Source organism: Collinsella aerofaciens, from assembly GCF_028209395.1.
Classification (GTDB): domain Bacteria; phylum Actinomycetota; class Coriobacteriia; order Coriobacteriales; family Coriobacteriaceae; genus Collinsella; species Collinsella aerofaciens_AZ.
On sequence record NZ_JAQLDQ010000004.1, the window covers coordinates 1 to 18613 of the forward strand.

Genomic DNA, 18613 nt, shown 5'->3' on the forward strand with positions numbered 1-18613 from the left:
GCGCCTTTAGACGCGAGCCCGGGGCCCGTGGGTTATACCCTAAGAGCAAACCACCCTTTTTAAGGGTGGTTCTGATTCAATCTAAGAGCTAGTCTTGCACCCTTAGGGTAAAAAACACATCGGCAAAAGTATTTGCGAATAGAAAGTTCCCTTTATTTACAGCTTCAACTCGAGGGTCATTTAATTTACCGATATAAATTAATGCACACACTCCGTCTACAAAATCTCGACGACTCTTCTCTGAAAGAAGAGATTCATTCGGCGCGGATTCATTAATTTCAATAATCGAGGAATCTAGCTGGTTTAAAAAACGCTTACTATGGCTCGCCAAATTGTAGACAGAAGAGAATGAGTGGCCGCATTTAACCTCATACCATTGTTCAGGTTCATAATAAGAGAGCACTATCAAAACCGGAAGAAGCGCGAACTTCGGAAAGACTTCAGCGGTTCTATAGGAATAAGAGGGCGAAATATATATGAATTCAAAAATGGTTCTAATTTGATCGAACAACCTGTTTAAAGCACGACAAGATGCGTTTTTATAGTCAAGTAATTCTCCGATTATATCGATAAACGGATGACCCCTGTTAACTCGTAGCCCCTTAAACTCTAAGTAATCCAAAGGCATAATGCGTTGAAGCTCAAAACGCTTATCATAAAACCGTTCGAGATAAGCCCTTCCAACAAAACTAGAACCATAAACCCCTTCAAGCGAATGGGAAAGCTGAACAATATCCGTAGAATAAACGACGATTACATTTGGAAGTTGAAATATGGCTTTTGTCTGCTCTAATAGACGAATAGCGAATTCAGGCTTACAGCGATCCAAATCATCAATAAACAGAATGGCAATTTTGCAACTCTTGGAATTAGACTCGTAATTAGTCGATTTAACTTCTGCCGTAACTGAGTTCGGGTCCTATAATCTTCAAGAAAATCCTTTTCATCGGTACAATCGGTAAGATTTCGAATATTGATATCGATATTATGAATTGCAAGAATGCAGTTAATGATTTCTGAAATTAAAAGCGGAATATTTATTGAGGTATCTACGCAACTCTCACCGATAGACTCGCTAAAGGAAGCTAAAAGAGGGAGAAGCGGATCGTCAAAAAAATCGTTCTCCCAAGCATTAAAATACAAGGGAACGAAATGGCAAATATCGTTATTTTGTAATAAATCCTGAAGTTGAGAACCCAATTCAATATAGTTATTACCCAAAGCCGGATTGAGGCTTTTTAGAATCCATTCAATTTGTTTAACAAAAAAAGTCTTACCCGTTCCCCAAGGTGAATCAACTACAAACGTATAAGGTGGCTTGACCATTAGCAACATCTTTAGGAAGTTGGCAATATCATCCTTTCTGCGCAACGAATTTCTATCGAAAGCGGATTGAATAGCAAGTGAAGTTGGCTCTTCATCCACGCGTTTAATAATAGTTCGTCCTACAGAAGCCATACGATGACTAGCCCCTCTTGAATAGATCTCTCGTGTACATTTTGTCCGAGATGTCCACGAACTCGTTGCCCTAACGTTTATCGACGTTCACGTCGCAGCCGGCCTTGAAGGTCTCAGGGCCGTGCGTCACCTCGGAGCTGAAGAACTCCGGCTCGTCCAGCGTAGGCTCGTAGACCACCACGGGCACGCCCTTAGCCTTCACGCACTTCATGGCGCCCTGGATGGAGCTCGCGCGGAAGTTATCGGGTTGGACTTCATCGTCAGGTATTACATGCCCGCGACCGGCATCTTATCTAGTCGCTACCCTTGCTGGCCTTTCTTGATCGAGTCCGCAATGGCATTAACAAATAGGTCCTGCATTTGCGGCGCAGACATCATATTGCCGACAAGGGAACCCATCAGCTGCTTGGTCATTTCATTCTGCGCGTTGGAGTTCGCCAGCTCGAGGGAGTATCTATGCTCCGCTTCGAGTTTCTCCATCTCAAGCTTATGGGTCTCCTTTAAGTTGTCCAAATCAACTTCGTGCTGTTTCATGAGCTTTTCGATTTCATGCTCATTTGATTCTTTGAGCGTTTGAATATCTGAAGCAGATTTATTTCGAGCAACTAAATAAGAGCTGATGCCCGAAACAATTGAGGCGATTATCGAAACGATATACGGCGCAATAGTTGATAGCTCCATGATGCTATTCCTTACTGCCCCTGCGCGCGGTAGCGCGCCTCGGTGGCCTCCTTGGCCGGGCGCCACCAGGCCTCGTTGGCGACGTACCAGTCGATGGTGGCCTTCAGGCCCTCGGCGAAGTCGGTGTGCGCCGGCCTCCAGCCCAGCTCGCGCTGGAGCTTGGTGGAGTCGATGGCGTAGCGGCGGTCGTGGCCGGGGCGGTCGGCGACCCAGTCGAAGTCCTCGGGGTCGCGCCCCATGGCCTGGAGGATCATGCGGAGCACGGTGATGTTGTCCTTCTCGCCGTCGGCCCCGATGAGGTAGGTCTCCCCCATGCGGCCGCGGGTCAAGATGTCCCAGACGGCCGAGGAGTGGTCCTCGGTGTGGATCCAGTCGCGGACGTTCTCGCCCTTCCCGTAGAGCTTGGGGCGGACGCCGTCGACGATGTTGGTGATCTGGCGCGGGATGAACTTCTCCACGTGCTGGTAGGGGCCGTAGTTGTTGGAGCAGTTGGAGATCGTGGCGCGCAGGCCGTAGGTGCGGGTCCAGGCGCGCACGAGCATGTCGGAGCTGGCCTTGGTCGAGCTGTACGGCGAGCTCGGGTGGTACGGCGTCTCCTCGGTGAACTTGGCCGGGTCGTCGAGCGCCAGGTCGCCGTAGACCTCGTCGGTGGAGACGTGGTGGTAGCGGATGCCGTATTTGCGGACGGCCTCCAGCAGGCGGAAGGTGCCCTCCACGTTGGTGCGCAGGAACGGCTCCGGGTCGGCGATGGAGTTGTCGTTGTGGCTCTCCGCGGCGTAGTGCACGATGGCGTCGTGGCCGGGGACAATCTTATCGAGGAGCTCAGCATCGCAGATGTCGCCAACGACGAGCTCGACCCTATCCTCGGGCAGCCCGGCGATGTTCTCGGGGTTGCCGGCGTAGGTCAGCTTGTCCAGGACGGTCACGTGCACGTCGGGGTGGTTGTCCACCACGTAGTGCACGAAGTTGCTGCCGATGAAGCCGCAGCCGCCCGTGACGATGATGTTCTTCGGGGAGAAGGTCTCCTCTGCCATGTCCATGTCTCCTCAGTTCCTAGTACTCGCGCGGGCTGTTGACGATCTCGCCGGCGGCGACCTTCTTGAGGTGCTGGCCGTAGACCGACTTGCCGTAGGCCTTCGCGGCCTCCTCCAGCTCGGCGGTCGTGATCCAGCCGTTCTCCCAGGCGATCTCCTCGGGCACGGACACGGGCAGGTCCTGGGAGTGCTCCACGGCGCGGACGAACTCCGCGGCCTCGTGCAGGCTCTCCATGGTGCCGGTGTCGAGCCACGCGTACCCGCGGCCGAGGGTGACGACGGACAGCGTCCCCTCCTCCAGGTACATCTGGTTGAGCGTGGTGATCTCCAGCTCGCCGCGCGCGGACGGCTTGACCCCATGCGCCTTGGCGGCCACGTCGCCCGGGTAGAAGTACAGGCCGGTGACGGCGTAGGAGCTCTTGGGCTCCGCGGGCTTCTCCTCGATGGAGACGGCCCTGCCCTCGCGGTCGAACTCCACGACGCCGAAGCGCTCGGGGTCGTCCACGTGGTAGCCGAAGACCGTGGCGCGGCCCGACTCGGCGTTCTGGACGGCGCGCGTCAGGTGGCGCGACAGGCCGTTGCCGTAGAAGATGTTGTCGCCGAGAACGAGGGCGCACGGCTCGCCGGCGATGAACTCCTCGCCGATGGTGAAGGCCTGCGCCAGGCCGTCCGGCGAGGGCTGCTCGGCGTAGGAGAGGTTCACGCCGTAGCGCGAGCCGTCCCCGAGCAGGCGCTCGAAGTTGGGGAGGTCGGTCGGCGTGGAGATGACCAGGATGTCCCGGATGCCCGCCAGCATGAGGGTGGACAGCGGGTAGTAGATCATGGGCTTGTCGTAGACCGGCAGCAGCCGCTTGGAGGTCACGAGCGTGAGCGGGTACAGGCGCGTGCCGGACCCGCCGGCGAGGATGATGCCTTTCATTTGTTATAACCTTTCTTTTCTCGCGGCCCTGCGACCAGCGCGGTTTCCGAGAAGACGGGCGCAGCAGTCGACTCCGAAGGCGATGAACTCTGTCAGGTTCCCTTCCCGGAGAAGTTGCGAGGAGACCGCCTTGACGAGTCGCCCGCCCTCACCTATCTCGCTCGCATGCATAAGGACATCTGAGTGCGACTCCAGGAACATACCAACAGCGCGATTGCGCACGAACTGCTGGCTAGGGGTCAGATTGTGGGAGTGATAGACTTCAGCACCCGGCTCATATGCGACCTTCAGACCCGACGCTACGAACCTGGCGGCCATGAGCATGTCCTCGTTGGTGTTGACGTACTCAAATCCGCCGCAGTCGAGATATGCCGTCCGTCTGTAAGCCGAACAGGAATCTGAGGCAAAGAACGTCTTGATGCCGCATTTATTCAAATCGCTTTTTGAACGGACAGAGGGCGAATCGGGATAATTGAAGCTGCGGACAAGCTGCTCAAAACGGCGGGCATCCGCCTTGGGCAGCTGCCTACCGCTGACCAAGGCGATGCTTGGGTCCCCAACCATGGGGGTGACGAGCCGCTCAAGATAAGCATCGGAAGCCGGAAGTGCGTCTTGGGTTAGAAAGCAAACGAAGTCACCAGTCGTTGCCCTCAGGGCCATATCCCTTGTTGCCCCATGGTTAAAGTCACAGCGTTCGATTTGCAACAGGCGAATCCCCTCGTGCATTTTGACCAAAGGCACTGTGTCGTCATCTGATGCGGAGTCGACGACCAATATTTCCATCGGACGCAAAGACTGACGCTCGAGAGCCGCTAAGAGATCTTCGATTTCGTGTTCAGCGTTAAGGGTCGGAATGATAACGGAAACGTCCACCTATCGCCCCGTCCTCTTCTTGCCGAACATAGCACCAAAGGTGCCGGTAAAGCATTTCCAGTCCATACGGAAACAGCGGTTCCGCACGTAATGAAGTTCGATCTTTTGACGTGTCCCGCTCTCGAAGGTCGCGGCGTTGCGGTCGGTTGCCTGCCACAGGCCTGTGATGCCAGGCTGAACAGAAAGCAGCTCAGCCTTCTCCTCGTCGGAAAAGTGCTGCTCCAGCTCATCTCTTGTAATAGGTCGCGGACCAATGACGGAAAGATCACCGTTCAGCACGTTGAGAAACTGCGGCATCTCGTCAATCGAACACTTGCGAATGAAGCTCCCGACTTTGGTAATGCGGGGGTCATCGTCGACCTTGCGCTCGACTTCCCACTGATGAAGCTGCTCAGGGCTCAGATATTTCTGCACGTCGCCCGCATCGGCGACCATGCTGCGGAGCTTAAGGATCTTGATAGTCTTTCCGTGCATGCCAACACGCTCCTGTGCATACACAGGGCTTCCAGAAGACTCAAGACAAATGAGTGCGCACACAATCGTGATGGGAATAATCAGCACCACACTCACGCAAAGGCTGAATACAAGATCGAAAAGTCGTTTTAAAAATCGATAAGCCAATGTACCGCTTGGCTTTATCTCTAAAGCAACCGAGTCTGGCTTCACGACTGCAACACCGGCATATTCAGTTTTATCTCCCACTATTTCCTTCAAACCTACGTCCCCGCCCCGGGGATCCTCCCTGTCCCGTTAAACAGTCGCCCGCATTTAGGCGATCGCCTTTTTAAGGTTGCGCATGACGCGCTGCTCGGCCGAAAGCACGGCAAGGCCAACGCGCGTAGTTACGCGTCGGCCGCACAGGTTGAGCTCCAGATAAGCAGTGCTCTTGCGTCTATTAATGGTTTTGATAAGGCCTTCGTGGCCCAGCAGCGGACCTGCCGTCACTACGACCTGGTCGCCGTCTTTTAAGGCCTCGCTCATGGGCACTACGCGGTCTCCCCTATGCGTAAAGCCGCCAATAAGCTGAACCTCTTCTTTTGCCAGCGGCACAAACTGACCGTCCTGGGAAAGCACCCGGGCAAAGTCGTCCATGCGCAGCAGATACTGTTGCACGGTGCGGGGATCTGCCGTATCGCAGATTAGATAACCGGGAAAGAGCGGCTTGATCGTCTTGACCCATTCGCCGTGTATCTTAATCTCGGTTTGATATTGGGGATAAAAGAGCTCTTGCATGGCACCAGCCGGCACCATGTGCTCGATGCGCTCGCGCATTACATCTTCTCGACCGTTAATGACCTGGATCACATACCACACGAGCATCACCCCCCCCCTGCTGTCTTACATGTTGCTCACGGGGTTTGGGTATGGCTTCGCCAAGGCGCTTGTGCGCGAAGGCGCTCCATATTCAAACCCTGAGCCCAGTTAGACAAGCACGTGGCTCTGCCCCACCGTGAACGGTATGCATAGAAGCAGCGCTGAGGTCACAGGCACGTATCGCAAGAATGCCCACAACCTCAGCTGGCTGCGTGCGATCCGGTCAAGTGATTTCAAAACTGGACCGCACGCAAACAGCTGAAGGACTGCTACGTTTTGCCATGCAATCTATTAATTATTTGCACCTGTGAATTAACTCAATACAAATAAACAACGTCGCATGACTTCTTTATTGGAGCTCGTGGTTTTTCTGACACCGCCGTTACGGCCGGATGCTGATCGACCCTGCGCTTTGTGGCTTGCTGGAGCCGTGAGCACAGTTGAACTCATGTAACGTTAGGTATCCTAGCACAAGCTGATAGCGAAACTGATTTGGCTTGTGGCGAACAACATATCGTTCATTTAGCGTGCTTAAGGGGGTTGTTTTGGGATGTTGTTCACGTTGATGCAGGTTATTGAGGCGTTGTCAATAATTGGGAGCGTTCCTGAAGCCCAACTGGAGCAGCGAGCTACACTGGTAATCGCGTTTGGATAACAAACTATGTACAGACATGGGAAATAAATTGTGCAACTTTTTGTTGGCGTAGGTGGGGTTTGTGGCGTATGACGTTTTCGCATGAAAAAAGGCCTTCGGAATACCGAAGACCTTTGCATTCACAATGGTGGAGACGAGGGGGATCGAACCCCTGACCTCTTGACTGCCAGTCAAGCGCTCTCCCAGCTGAGCTACGCCCCCGTGACGAGGAGATACTATAGGGGAAGTTGACGCGACGTGCAAGGACTTTTTTGGGTCAGACTCCAAATGCCCATTGATATAAGTAAGCGATGGCGGTGCCGGTGTGGACTTGGATCGTGGCTGTTGACCTAACGACGTTGCTGATGCCCGTGTCGGCTAGTAGACCTAACGAAGCGTGATCTAGCTCCCACTCTAGGCCGCGTTCGCTTACCACCGTCCCAGGGGCTATAGCAATGATAGAGAACGTCTTGTCCACGACGCCCTCGATGGTCCACGATTCGCCTTCATGCAGAATGCGGGCCGTGATCTCGTCCTCGGCAATCCAGACGGGGGCGTCTTTGTAGTTGGCTAGTAAGCCTAGGACGCTTAGGGCCATATCCGGGCGGCCACCGGTGGCGCAGGTCGCAACCACTTCGGCACCCGTCCAGCGACGGCGGACGGAGTCGAGCGCCAGCGCCAGATCGGTATAGTCCTTGTACGGGTCGTGGCGCTCTACTTCAAAGGCTTCGGCGGCATCGACCAACGCGCGGCCCGCATCGCTCACCGTGTCGGCATCCCCCACATAGACGTCGCAGCTCAGGCCAGCGCCCAGTAGCGCATCAAGTCCGCAGTCCACGGCGACAATGTGGTCGCACTCCCCTGCTAGCCTACGCAACAGATCCGCGCTCGCCACAACGGGCGAGCCACAGACCACTAATACCTTACAAGCCACAGCCCTCGCCTATCCCTCAAACGAAAGTAAACGGGCCAAATCCAGGTCCTCATAGCTGTCGATAAAGATATCGCAGTTGGCGCGCACATCGTCGCGCTCCATACGGCCATGCGGGTCATAGATACCCACGCGCTTAAAGCCGGCGGAGCCAGAGCTCTTTAGGCCAAAGACGGCGTCCTCAAACACCCATGAGCGCTCAAACTTGTGCCCATGGCGCCCCTCCAGACGGCGAAGCGCCAGCTCGTATACGTCGGGGAACTGTTTGGAACGTCCCGCCTCGCCCGTGGTGGTCACAAACTCCATGTAGGCATCGAGCCCGGCGCCCGCAAGCGCAGACTTAACCAGCTCGGCTGGCGTAGACGTGGCAACGCACATGGCAATGCCCGCCGCCTTCGCCTGCTCCAAAAATGCCAAGAGCCCCTCGCGCGGTGGCACCTTGGAGTAGCCATCGATCAGGATGTCGCTCAGCTCGCGATACAGCTTCTCGCCATTCGCTCCAATGCCCCAGGTGTCGTGGTAGGCCTGGCACTCGTCCTCGAGCGACAAATGCTCAAATTGGGCAAAATCGTCGACCGTTACGTCAACTCCGTGGCGGTGCAATAACTCGGGCTGAGCATAGGCCCAAACGGGGGTGCTATTAACCAGTGTTCCGTCGCAATCGAAAATAAAAGCGACATTGGGAGCAGCGGTCTGGGACATAAATGTACCTTTCGATGTCAAATGGTAAACATCCTGCTAAAAACGTTTTACCAAACGTCAGACTAACAATCTTGAAACCCTAATTGGTAAAACTGTCAAGAGTTTTACCATCGCAATTCTGCCAGTGGTCTAAACATGGCGCTCGCCGATTAAACACCGCCGCAAATCCACTTTTCTCCATAAAAGTAACGAACAGGTGTTATCGTATTTCGTGCCGAAAGTTCCACCGAGCACGCGAGGTGGAACGAATCATAGAACTATCGCCGTCCCTTCGATTCGTGCAGCCTTGGACCTTTCGCATCTAGTCACCAAGGCAACACGCTGCCGCGTCATGATGGGATCAAACGTGAGCGATACAAAGCTAAAGCCAGCAACAAAAAAGCCTGCTACCCGTAAAGCCGCCCCGCACGCGCCGGAGCTCACCAAGGACGATGTCTACCTGTTTGGCATCGGCACGTGGGAGCGCAGCTGGGAAAAGATGGGCGCGCACCCCGACACGCAGAACCGTACGCGCGGCTGGCGTTTTTGCGTTTGGGCGCCCGGCGTAAAGAGTGTTCACGTCATTGGCGAATTTAACGACTGGGACGAGCAAGCCAACCCGCTGGTGCCCATGCATACGAGCGCTATTTGGGAAGGTTTTATTCCTGGCGCCGAGCAGGGCCAGCTCTATAAATATCTCATCGAGACCAACGAGGGCGAAAAGCTCTACAAGGCCGATCCGTACGCCTTTAAGGCCGAGTGCCCTCCGGGTACCGCCAGCGTGCTGTGGACCCTCGATGGCTACCAGTGGAACGACGCGGCTTGGCTCAAGCGACGCGCCGGCCATAACCACATGTCGCAACCCCTTAACATCTACGAGGTGCATATTGGCTCGTGGAAGCGCCACGGCGACGCGCCGCAGGGCGAGCCCGACGAGTACGGCAACTACCCCGGTCCCATGGACCCCTTCCCCGCGCAGCGCGGTGAGTTTTACACCTACGACGACCTGTCGGTGGAGCTCGTGGACTACGTCCGCGATATGGGCTATACGCATATCGAAGTCATGCCGCTTATGGAGCATCCCTTCGATGGCTCCTGGGGCTACCAGACGACCGGTTACTACGCCGCCACGTCGCGCTACGGCAACCCGCAGCAGCTCATGCACTTTATCGATGCGTGCCACGAGGCGGGCATCGGCGTGATCATGGACTGGGTTCCCGGCGGTTTTTGCGCCGACTCCCACGGCCTTGCCACCTTTAACGGCCACATGCTGTTTGAGCACGAGATTCACCCCAACTGGGGCACGCACAAGTTTGACTTCGCCCGCGGCGAGGTACGCTCCTTCCTGGTCTCCAACGTGCTGTACTGGCTTGAGAACTTCCACGTGGACGGCATTCGCATGGACGGCGTGTCCAGTATGCTGTACCTCAACTTTGGCATTGACGATCCCAGCCAAAAGAAGTTCAACAAGTACGGTACCGAGGAGGACCTGGACGCCAGCGCGTTTATCCGCCAGGTCAACTGTGCTGTTGAGGCGCACTACCCCGACGTGATGATGATGGCCGAGGAGTCCACCGCGTGGCCGCTCGTGACCTACCCGCCGCAGGACGGCGGCCTGGGTTTCCACTACAAGTGGGACATGGGCTGGATGAACGACACCCTGCACTACATGCAGACCGATTTTCCGTGGCGCCCCGGCAACCACGGCCTGCTCACGTTCTCCATCATGTATGCCTTTACCGAGAACTTTATCTGTCCGCTGAGCCACGACGAAGTCGTGCACGGCAAGTGCTCGCTCATCGGCCGTATGCCGGGCGACTGGTGGCGCCAGTTTGCCGGCCTGCGCACGCTGGCCTTCTACCAGATGACGCACCCCGGTGCCAAGCTCAACTTTATGGGCAACGAGATCGGCCAGTTTATTGAATGGCGCTACTACGAGTCCATTCAGTGGTTCCTGACCGAGGAGTACGAGACCCACCGTCATCATCAGGCGTTCATCAAGGCGCTTAACCACCTGTATACCGCCGAGCCCGCCCTGTACGAGCGCGGCTACACCGACGATGGCTTTACCTGGATCGACGCGGACAACTCCAAGCAGTCCATCGTGAGCTTTGTCCGTCAGGGCGAGGACGTCGATGACGACCTGGTGATCCTGATCAACTTTGACCCGGAGAGCTATGAGAGCTTCCGAGTGGGCGTGCCGCGCGAGGGCGATTGGGAGGTCATCTTTGACTCCGACCGTCCCGAGTTTGGCGGCAGCGGATACGCCGGCGAGGAACCCTACACCTGCTCGAGCGAGCCCTATCCCTGGAACGGGCAGATGGACTCTATCGAGATTAAGGTGCCCGGCCTGGCAGGCGTGGTGCTTAAGCGCCGCGGTCCCAGCAGCTATAAGCCGCCCGTGATCGAGGAGCCCAAGAAGGCGGCGCGCAAGTGTGCGTCCTCGGTGAAGCCCAAGACCGCGGCTGCCAAGAAGGCTCCGGTTAAGGCGAAGTCCGCCAAGCCCGCTGCCAAGGCTACGGCTAAGCCCAAGGCCAAGAAGGCAACCAATAAAAAGGCTGCTCCCAAGGCTAAGACAGGCGCTGTTAAAGCATCTGGCAAGGATGCGTAGCAAAGCCGTTACAGCTGTAATCACCCGCCCCGCGGGGGCGTAGGATACAAGTCAAAACCGTTCCGGGAGAAACATCCCCGGGGGAAAGGAACGTATGAATAAGATCTTCGACAACAAGCAGGAGTTTACCGAGCTCTATCGCGATGCTGTCATGAGCATCAGTGGCAAGAGCGTCGAGGCCGCCAGCGACCTCGACCGCTTTAACGCCCTGGCCAAGCTCGTGGCCGAGAAGGCACGCACCGTTGCCACCAAGAGTGACGCCCGCGTCACCGCCGAGGGCAAGAAGCGTGTGTACTACTTCTCGATCGAGTTTTTGATCGGCCGCCTGCTCGACAACTATCTGCTCAACTTTGGCGTGCGCGACATGGTCGCCGAGGCGCTCGACGATATGGGCTTCGACCTTTCCGTCATCGAGAACCAGGAACCCGATCCGGCACTGGGCAACGGTGGCCTGGGCCGTCTGGCCGCATGCTTCCTGGATTCCATGGCAGCCGAGGGCATCGCCGGCTACGGCAACGGCATGCGCTACCGCTACGGCCTGTTTAAGCAGGAGATCGTTAACGGCAGCCAAGTCGAGGCTACGGACGAGTGGCTCACCCACGGGTATCCCTGGGAGGTCCGTCGTCAGGACAAGGCCGTGACTATTAAGTTTGGTGGCCATGTTGAGGGCTTTGAGGAGAACGGCCGCACGTTCTACCGCACGGTGGACACGCAGGATATCCTGGCCGTCCCTTATGACATCCCCGTCGTGGGCTATGCCGGCGAGACCGTCAACAAGCTGCGCGTCTGGGCCGCCGAGCCGGTCGAGGAGCACTTTGACCTGGAGGCCTTCAACCGCGGCGACTATGCCCTGGCCGATGCTGAGCGCGCCGAGGCCGAGGCCATCAGCGCCATCCTCTACCCCAACGACGCCGGCGAGCACGGCCGTCTGCTGCGTCTGAAGCAGGAGTACCTGTTTGTCTCGGCCGGCATCTACAGCCTGCTCGACACCTTTGAGAAGGAGCACGGCGAGAACTGGGAGCTGCTGCCGCAGTTTGTGGCCATCCACACCAACGACACGCACCCCGCCATGTGCGGCCCCGAGCTCATGCGCATCCTCATCGACGAGAAGAAGCTCGAGTGGGATGACGCCTGGAACATCGTGACGCAGGTCGTGAGCTACACCAACCACACCATCCTGCCCGAGGCCCTGGAGAAGTGGCCCATCGGCATGTTCTCCAAGCTCCTCCCCCGCGTGTACCAGATTATCGACGAGATCAGCCGTCGTTGGCACGAGTCGTTCGACACCACGCAGGAGGGCTGGCAGGAGCGCCTGCGTCAGACCGCCATCCTGTGGGACGGCGAGATTCGCATGGCCAACCTGTCCGTGATCTGCAGCCACAGCGTCAACGGCGTGGCCAAGATCCACTCCGACATCATCAAGAACATCGTGCTCAAGGACTTCTATGCCCTGACGCCCGAGAAGTTCAACAACAAGACCAACGGCATCTCGCACCGTCGCTTCTTTGCCGAGGCCAACCCCACCTACGCCAAGCTCGTGACCGAGGCCATTGGCGACGGCTGGCTGAAGAACGCCTTTGAGCTGGAGAAACTCAAAGAGTTCCAGAACGATACCGAGTTCCTGAAGGCCGTGGGTGCCTCCAAGCGCGCCAACAAGGAGCGTCTTGCCGCCTACGTTAAGGCCGAGACCGGTCTGGTCATTGACCCCAACACCGTCTTCGATGTTCAGGTAAAGCGCTTCCACGCCTACAAGCGCCAGCTCATGAACATCATGAAGGTGATGGACATCTACAACCGTCGCATCGCCGATCCCAACTTCCACGTAACGCCGACGACCTTCATCTTTAGCGGCAAGGCTGCCTCGAGCTACACCTTTGCCAAGGAGACCATCCGCCTTATTAACTCCGTGGCCGACGTCATCAACAACGACCCGCGCGTCAACGAGGTCATGAAGGTCTGCTTTATCCCCAACTTCCGCGTGAGCAACGCCCAGCTCATCTACCCCGCCGCCGAGATCTCGGAGCAGATCTCCACGGCCGGCAAGGAGGCCTCGGGCACGTCCAACATGAAGCTCATGATGAACGGCGCCATTACGCTGGGCACCCTCGACGGCGCCAACATCGAGATCGCCGACCTGGCCGGTCGCGAGAACGAGGCCATCTTTGGTCTGACCGCCCCCGAGGTCGAGCAGCTCTGGGCGTCGAACAGCTACTTTGCGTGGGATACCCTCAACGGCGACCGCGAGCGCCTGGGCCGCGTGATGGACGAGCTCAAGGACAACACGTTTGCCGGCCTTTCGGGCAACTTCGAGAGCATCTACAACGAGCTCATGAACAACAACGACCCCGACCTGGTCATGGCAGACTTCCGCAGCTACGTGGATGCGTGGGAGAAACTCACGGGCAGCTATGGCGACCAGGAGACCTGGAACCGCAAGGCCCTGCTCAACACCGCCTCTAGCGGCTGGTTCTCGAGCGACCGCACCATTCGCGAGTACCGCGACGAGATCTGGCACGCGTAAAGGCGCGCGAGCTCCCCTATGCCAGCACGGCATTACTCGACGGGCGTGACGTTGCGCCGCGCCCGTCGCTAATGGGTTTAGGAACATCGATGACAGAAGGAGAAATCGATGAGTAAGAAAGAATGCATCGCGATGCTCCTCGCAGGAGGACAGGGCAGCCGATTGGGGGCACTCACCCAAAAGATCGCTAAGCCGGCGGTTAGCTTTGGTGGCAAGTTCCGCATTATCGACTTTTCGCTGTCCAACTGCTCCAACTCGGGCATCGACACGGTGGGCGTTCTGACGCAGTACCGTCCCTACCTGCTGCATGCCTATGTGGGCTCCGGCGAGGCCTGGGATCTGGACAGCCGTGACGGCGGCGTATCGATCCTGCCGCCGTACGAGACGCAGACCGGCGGCGCATGGTATGCGGGCACGGCCGACGCCATTACGCAGAACCTCGACTATATCAAGGCCAACGACCCCAAGTACGTCCTGATTCTTTCGGGCGATCACCTGTATCGCATGGACTACCGCAAGATGCTCAAGACGCACATTGAGAACAACGCCGACCTCACGGTGAGCGTTATGCCCGTGCCGTGGGAGGAGGCCAGCCGCTTTGGCATCCTGACCACCGACCCCGAGGACGGCCGCATCACCAAGTTCACCGAGAAGCCCGATAAGCCCGATTCGAATCTCGCGTCCATGGGCATCTACATCTTCTCGGCCGACGTGCTGATCGAGGCGCTCGAAGAGGATGCTCTGGACCAGCGCTCGAGCCACGACTTTGGCAAGGACATCATCCCCAAGCTGCTCGGCGAGGGCAAGCGCCTGTACAGCTACGAGTTCCACGGCTTTTGGAAGGACGTCGGCACCATCGCCAGCTTCCACGAGACCTCGATGGACCTGCTGGGCAATAACCCCGAGTTCGATCTGTTCGACAAGCACTTCCCCATCATGTCCAACATCACCACGCGTCCGCCGCACTACATTGGCCCGGACGGCCGCCTGGACGACTGCCTGGTCTCCAACGGCTGCAAGATCTACGGCACCGCGCGCCACTCGATCCTTTCGACCGATGTCATCATCGAGGAGCGCGCTGTGGTCGAGGACTCCGTGCTGCTGCCGGGTGCGCACGTTAAGAGCGGTGCGCACATCTGCCGCGCTATTTTGGGCGAGAACTCCACGGTCGAAGAGGGCGTGAAGCTCGGCTCTGTCGATACCACCAAGGATACGGCCGTCGTTGGAAATGACGTCGTTATCGGGAAGGGGGAATGATCCGATGATCAATCGCAAGGCCATCGGTTATATCACCGCTAACTACTCTTCGACCTACGGCAGCGTGCTGCTCAAGGACCGCCCCATCGCGTCCGTTCCGTTTTTGGGCCGCTACCGCCTGATCGACTTTCCGCTGTCCAACATGATGAATGCCGGCATTAAGACCGTCGGCGTCGTCATGCCGGGCAACTACCGCTCGCTGATCGACCACGTGGGCTCGGGTAAGGACTGGGGCCTGGACCGCAAGAAGGGCGGCCTGTTCATGGTGCCCGGCAACGCGTATGGCACCACCAAGGGCGGCATGCGCTTCCTGCTGCGCGACATTATCTCCAACAAGACGCTGTTCCAGCGCTCGGACAAGCCCTATGTTGTGATGATGGGCACCAACATCATCTTTAACATGGACCTCAACACCATCATCGACGCGCACGAGAACTCCGGTGCCCAGATGACCGTGGTGTACTGCAAGGCCACGCGCAACGTCGATGACGAGACCAAGCTGCAGATCAACGAGAACGGCCGTCTGACGGGCGTGAGCGCCGGCGTCGTGTACGGCGACAACGCCTCTATGGACTGCTGCATCGTCAACCGCGAGACGCTACTCGAGATCATCGACCACTACCAGGCCGCCGACTATCTGGACCTGCTCGAGGCACTCCAGGGCGACTTTGGCAACATCGACGTGTGCAGCTACGAGTACAAGGGCGAGGTCGTGGGCGTGTTTAGCGAGAAGTCGCTGTATCGCCGCAGCATGGACCTGCTCGACCAGACCGTGGCCGACCAGCTCTTCGACCCCGAGCGCCCGATCCTGACCAAGGCCCACGACGTTCCGCCTTCGCGCTACGCGACTGGCAGCCACGCGTGCAACTCGATCATCTCGGCCGGCTGCATCATCAAGGGCACCGTGCGCAACTCGATCCTGTCTCGCGGCGTCGTGGTCGAGGAAGGCGCTTCGGTGACCAACTCGATCATCAACCAGAGCTGCATCATCAAGAGCGGCGCCCGCGTTGAGAACGCCATCCTGGACAAGAACAACGTGGTTCCCACCAACACCGAGCTTCGCGGCACGCCCGAGAACATCTTGGTGCTGGGCAAGGCTCCGTTAACTTCCGACACCACCATCGTACGTTAACGTTGGCACCGCAACATCGCTCGTAACATGCAGAATAGCCGCCCGGTTAGCGCCAGGCGGCTATTCTCGAATTGCAACATGGGAGACAATATGGCTGATTCCAGCAAGAAGATGCAAATCGTGTTTGCCTCGGCCGAGTGCGCACCGTTTGTGAAGACCGGTGGCCTGGGCGACGTGGCGGGCTCGCTGCCTGCGGCGCTTGTGCGCGCTGGCGCCGAAGTCATCGTGATGGTGCCCAAGTACGCCACTATCAAAGACGAGTACAAGGCGCAGATGGAGCACTTCTCCGACTTTTACGTGAGTCTGGGCTGGCGCAATGAGTACTGCGGACTCGAGAAGCTCGAGCACGACGGCGTCACCTATATGTTCATCGATAACGAGCGCTACTTTGCGCGCGACTATCCGTACGGCTTCTTTGACGACGGTGAGCGCTTCGCGTTCTTCTCCAAGGCCATCACCGAAAGCCTGCAGCACCTGCCGGCCGGCTTTGAGTGCGACATTCTGCACTGCAACGACTGGCAGACGGCGCTGGCGCCCGTGTTTTTGCGCGAGTTCTACCAGGGCCTGCCGCTGTACGACCGCGTCAAGACCGTGTTCTCGATCCATAACGTGGCGTTCCAGGGCCAGTTTAGCGACACCGTGATGGAGGACATCCTGGGCGTGGCGCATATTCCGGCGGCCGCCTCGCAGCTGCGTTGCGACGCCTGCAGCATCAACTACATGCTGGGCGCGCTGCGCTATGCCGACGCCATCACTACGGTGAGCCCCACCTATGCCAACGAGATCCAGACGCCCGAATTTGGCGAGGGCCTGGACGGCGTGCTGCGCGAGCGCTCCTATGCGCTGCAGGGCATCCTCAACGGCATTGACGTGGCGGCCTTTGACCCGGCAACCGACAAGCGCATTGCCGCCAACTACACGGTTGACGACCGTTCCGGCAAGGCCGTGTGCAAGGCCAAGCTGCAGGAAGAGCTGGGGCTCGAGGTTCGCGACGACCGCCCGCTCATGGTGATGGTCACGCGTCTGACGCGCCAGAAGGGCATGGACCTGGTCATGTACGCGCTCGACCGCATCTTGGCCGGCGGCGTGCAGGTGGCGGTGCTGGGCACCGGCGACCGCGACTACGAGGACGGCCTGCGCTACTTCCAGGACAAGTACCCCGGCACCATGGCCGCACGCATCGAGTTTGACCCGGCGCTGTCGCAGCGCATGTACGCCGCCGCCGACATGTTCCTGATGCCTTCGAAGTTTGAGCCCTGCGGCCTGTCGCAGATCATCGCCATGCGCTACGGCACCCTGCCCATCGTGCGCGAGACCGGTGGCCTGAAGGACACCGTGCAGCCGTACAACGAGTTTACCGGCGAGGGCACGGGCTTCTCGTTTACCAACTTTAACGGCGACGAGATGGGCGATGCCGTGTTCCGCGCGGCACGCTTGTTCTGGGACAACCGCGATGCCTGGAACCAGCTGGTCACGCAGGCCATGAGCCAGGACTTTAGCTGGACGCGCTCGGCCGATAAGTATCTGGACCTGTACTTCTTTATGCATCCGGAGATTGAGAGGCCGGCGTCTGTTGTCGACGAGCCTGAGGCTGCAGCTGAGCCGGAGTCCAAGGCCGAGGAGAAGCCGGTTGAAGCTGAGCCCGCAAAGGCCGAGCCTGAGGTGAAGGCTGAGGTTGCTCCTGAGGCAAAGGCTGAGGTCAAGCCCGCTGCAAAGCCCGCAGCTAAGAAGACCACGACCCGCAAGACGACCACTAAGAAGGTTACGACGACCAAGTCTGCCGCGACTAAAACAACGGCTGCCAAGGCAACGACCACGCGCAAGCGCACGACCGCCGCTGCCAAGAAGGCCGCCGAAGCCGAGGCTGCTCCCGAGGTAAAGGCCGAGGTCGCTAAGGCCAAGCCGGCCACCAAGGCTCCGGCAAAGACTGCTGCCAAGAAGACAACGGCAGCCAAGAAGACCACGGCAACGAAGTTGACGACCACGAAGGCCGCCACGACCAAGTCAGCCGCAAAGCCGGCAGCCAAGGTCGAGGAGACGCCTGCAGAGTCCAAGGCGGAGGTAACCGTCGAGACCAAGCCCGCCGCCAAGACCACCACGCGAAAGCGCACGACGACGGCCAAGAAGACCACGGCAAAGACCACGACTCCCAAGGCAGAGACTAAGCCAGCTGCTGCCAAAGAGGAGCCCAAGGCCGAGGTAAAGACTAAGCCGGCGCCGAAGGCCGCTGAGGTCAAGGCCGCACCGAAGGCAGAGACTAAGCCCGAGCCTGCCAAGGAGACCCCGGTCTCCCCCGCCGCTCCGGCAGAGAAAAAGGCCCCGTCCAAGAAGACGTCCGTCCGCAAGGCAACGGCCACCCGCAAGCGCCGCTAGCCCACAGACGATCCAAAACCTAATCAAACCCTATGCAAGGGGCGCTCCAACCGGGCGCCCCTTCTCTGTAGGTAGTTGGTAAAACGATTTTCTAGGACAACCGTTCGCCGATGGTAAACGGATGTTGTTTATACAGCCTGTGTACAACAGATATACTTACATCCTGTGCGTAAAGCCCATGGCCCGCAGGCCGT

General features: G+C 58.0%; 16 protein-coding genes and 1 tRNA gene. 5 read left to right on the top strand and 12 right to left on the bottom strand.

Going from position 1 to position 18613, the window contains the following annotated elements; translation table 11 throughout:
* Window positions 1-88: 88 nt before the first annotated feature.
* The 12 genes from PMW67_RS02845 to PMW67_RS02900 form a co-directional block, all read right to left on the bottom strand.
* Complete coding sequence (locus PMW67_RS02845) at window positions 89-829, bottom strand: P-loop NTPase fold protein (RefSeq protein WP_271738690.1); 741 nt, start codon at window positions 827-829, stop codon at window positions 89-91.
* Window positions 790-1458, bottom strand: a complete 669-nt coding sequence (locus PMW67_RS02850) for a P-loop NTPase fold protein (protein WP_271738691.1) — start codon at window positions 1456-1458, stop codon at window positions 790-792. The genes PMW67_RS02845 and PMW67_RS02850 overlap by 40 nt, the downstream gene beginning before the upstream one ends.
* A 70-nt stretch (window positions 1459-1528) precedes the next feature.
* Window positions 1529-1669, bottom strand: coding sequence for a hypothetical protein (locus tag PMW67_RS02855; RefSeq protein WP_199572709.1), 141 nt, complete (start codon window positions 1667-1669; stop codon window positions 1529-1531).
* 89 nt (window positions 1670-1758) lie between these two features.
* Window positions 1759-2139, bottom strand: coding sequence for a hypothetical protein (locus PMW67_RS02860; RefSeq protein WP_271738692.1), 381 nt, complete (start codon window positions 2137-2139; stop codon window positions 1759-1761).
* 11 nt (window positions 2140-2150) lie between these two features.
* Entirely contained in the window at window positions 2151-3173 is a 1023-nt protein-coding gene (gene rfbB, locus PMW67_RS02865; RefSeq protein WP_271738693.1) for a dTDP-glucose 4,6-dehydratase, read from the bottom strand.
* 19 nt (window positions 3174-3192) lie between these two features.
* Window positions 3193-4092: a glucose-1-phosphate thymidylyltransferase RfbA gene (rfbA, locus tag PMW67_RS02870; RefSeq protein WP_271738694.1), complete on the bottom strand. Its 900-nt coding sequence runs from the start codon at window positions 4090-4092 to the stop codon at window positions 3193-3195.
* A 3-nt stretch (window positions 4093-4095) separates the two neighbouring features.
* Window positions 4096-4965: a glycosyltransferase family 2 protein gene (locus PMW67_RS02875; protein WP_271738695.1), complete on the bottom strand. Its 870-nt coding sequence runs from the start codon at window positions 4963-4965 to the stop codon at window positions 4096-4098.
* Window positions 4966-5667 (bottom strand): sugar transferase, encoded by a 702-nt coding sequence (locus PMW67_RS02880; protein ID WP_271738696.1) that lies wholly within the window; start codon window positions 5665-5667, stop codon window positions 4966-4968.
* 66 nt (window positions 5668-5733) lie between these two features.
* Window positions 5734-6285 (bottom strand): antiterminator LoaP, encoded by a 552-nt coding sequence (loaP, locus tag PMW67_RS02885; RefSeq protein WP_271738697.1) that lies wholly within the window; start codon window positions 6283-6285, stop codon window positions 5734-5736.
* 774 nt (window positions 6286-7059) lie between these two features.
* Window positions 7060-7135 (bottom strand) — tRNA-Ala (locus PMW67_RS02890).
* Window positions 7136-7190: 55 nt separating this feature from the next.
* Window positions 7191-7847 (bottom strand): thiamine diphosphokinase, encoded by a 657-nt coding sequence (locus PMW67_RS02895; protein WP_271738698.1) that lies wholly within the window; start codon window positions 7845-7847, stop codon window positions 7191-7193.
* Between the two features lie 9 nt (window positions 7848-7856).
* Window positions 7857-8546, bottom strand: coding sequence for an HAD family hydrolase (locus PMW67_RS02900; RefSeq protein WP_271738699.1), 690 nt, complete (start codon window positions 8544-8546; stop codon window positions 7857-7859).
* Between the two features lie 331 nt (window positions 8547-8877).
* Here PMW67_RS02900 and glgB point away from each other — a divergent pair, with 331 nt between their 5' ends.
* The 5 genes from glgB to glgA all read left to right on the top strand — a co-directional run bounded on the left by glgB (window position 8878) and on the right by glgA (window position 18419).
* Window positions 8878-11136, top strand: coding sequence for a 1,4-alpha-glucan branching protein GlgB (glgB, locus tag PMW67_RS02905; RefSeq protein ID WP_271738700.1), 2259 nt, complete (start codon window positions 8878-8880; stop codon window positions 11134-11136).
* Between the two features lie 94 nt (window positions 11137-11230).
* Window positions 11231-13657, top strand: a complete 2427-nt coding sequence (locus tag PMW67_RS02910) for a glycogen/starch/alpha-glucan phosphorylase (RefSeq protein ID WP_271738701.1) — start codon at window positions 11231-11233, stop codon at window positions 13655-13657.
* 108 nt (window positions 13658-13765) lie between these two features.
* Entirely contained in the window at window positions 13766-14914 is a 1149-nt protein-coding gene (locus tag PMW67_RS02915; protein WP_006233920.1) for a glucose-1-phosphate adenylyltransferase, read from the top strand.
* Between the two features lie 4 nt (window positions 14915-14918).
* Complete coding sequence (gene glgD / locus PMW67_RS02920) at window positions 14919-16046, top strand: glucose-1-phosphate adenylyltransferase subunit GlgD (RefSeq protein ID WP_055310615.1); 1128 nt, start codon at window positions 14919-14921, stop codon at window positions 16044-16046.
* Window positions 16047-16136: 90 nt separating this feature from the next.
* Entirely contained in the window at window positions 16137-18419 is a 2283-nt protein-coding gene (gene glgA, locus PMW67_RS02925; protein WP_271738702.1) for a glycogen synthase GlgA, read from the top strand.
* The last annotated feature ends 194 nt before the right edge of the window (window positions 18420-18613 follow it).

What these genes read in the sequence shown, in the direction of transcription:
- PMW67_RS02850 (WP_271738691.1), bottom strand. Translation starts at nt 1,458, where the DNA reads ATGGCTTCTGTAGGACGAACTATTATTAAACGCGTGGATGAAGAGCCA.
- glgB (WP_271738700.1), top strand. Translation starts at nt 8,878, where the DNA reads ATGATGGGATCAAACGTGAGCGATACAAAGCTAAAGCCAGCAACAAAA.
- PMW67_RS02855 (WP_199572709.1), bottom strand. Translation starts at nt 1,669, where the DNA reads ATGAAGTGCGTGAAGGCTAAGGGCGTGCCCGTGGTGGTCTACGAGCCT.
- glgD (WP_055310615.1), top strand. Translation starts at nt 14,919, where the DNA reads ATGATCAATCGCAAGGCCATCGGTTATATCACCGCTAACTACTCTTCG.
- rfbA (WP_271738694.1), bottom strand. Translation starts at nt 4,092, where the DNA reads ATGAAAGGCATCATCCTCGCCGGCGGGTCCGGCACGCGCCTGTACCCG.
- PMW67_RS02860 (WP_271738692.1), bottom strand. Translation starts at nt 2,139, where the DNA reads ATGGAGCTATCAACTATTGCGCCGTATATCGTTTCGATAATCGCCTCA.
- PMW67_RS02915 (WP_006233920.1), top strand. Translation starts at nt 13,766, where the DNA reads ATGAGTAAGAAAGAATGCATCGCGATGCTCCTCGCAGGAGGACAGGGC.
- PMW67_RS02900 (WP_271738699.1), bottom strand. Translation starts at nt 8,546, where the DNA reads ATGTCCCAGACCGCTGCTCCCAATGTCGCTTTTATTTTCGATTGCGAC.
- rfbB (WP_271738693.1), bottom strand. Translation starts at nt 3,173, where the DNA reads ATGGCAGAGGAGACCTTCTCCCCGAAGAACATCATCGTCACGGGCGGC.
- glgA (WP_271738702.1), top strand. Translation starts at nt 16,137, where the DNA reads ATGGCTGATTCCAGCAAGAAGATGCAAATCGTGTTTGCCTCGGCCGAG.
- PMW67_RS02910 (WP_271738701.1), top strand. Translation starts at nt 11,231, where the DNA reads ATGAATAAGATCTTCGACAACAAGCAGGAGTTTACCGAGCTCTATCGC.
- loaP (WP_271738697.1), bottom strand. Translation starts at nt 6,285, where the DNA reads ATGCTCGTGTGGTATGTGATCCAGGTCATTAACGGTCGAGAAGATGTA.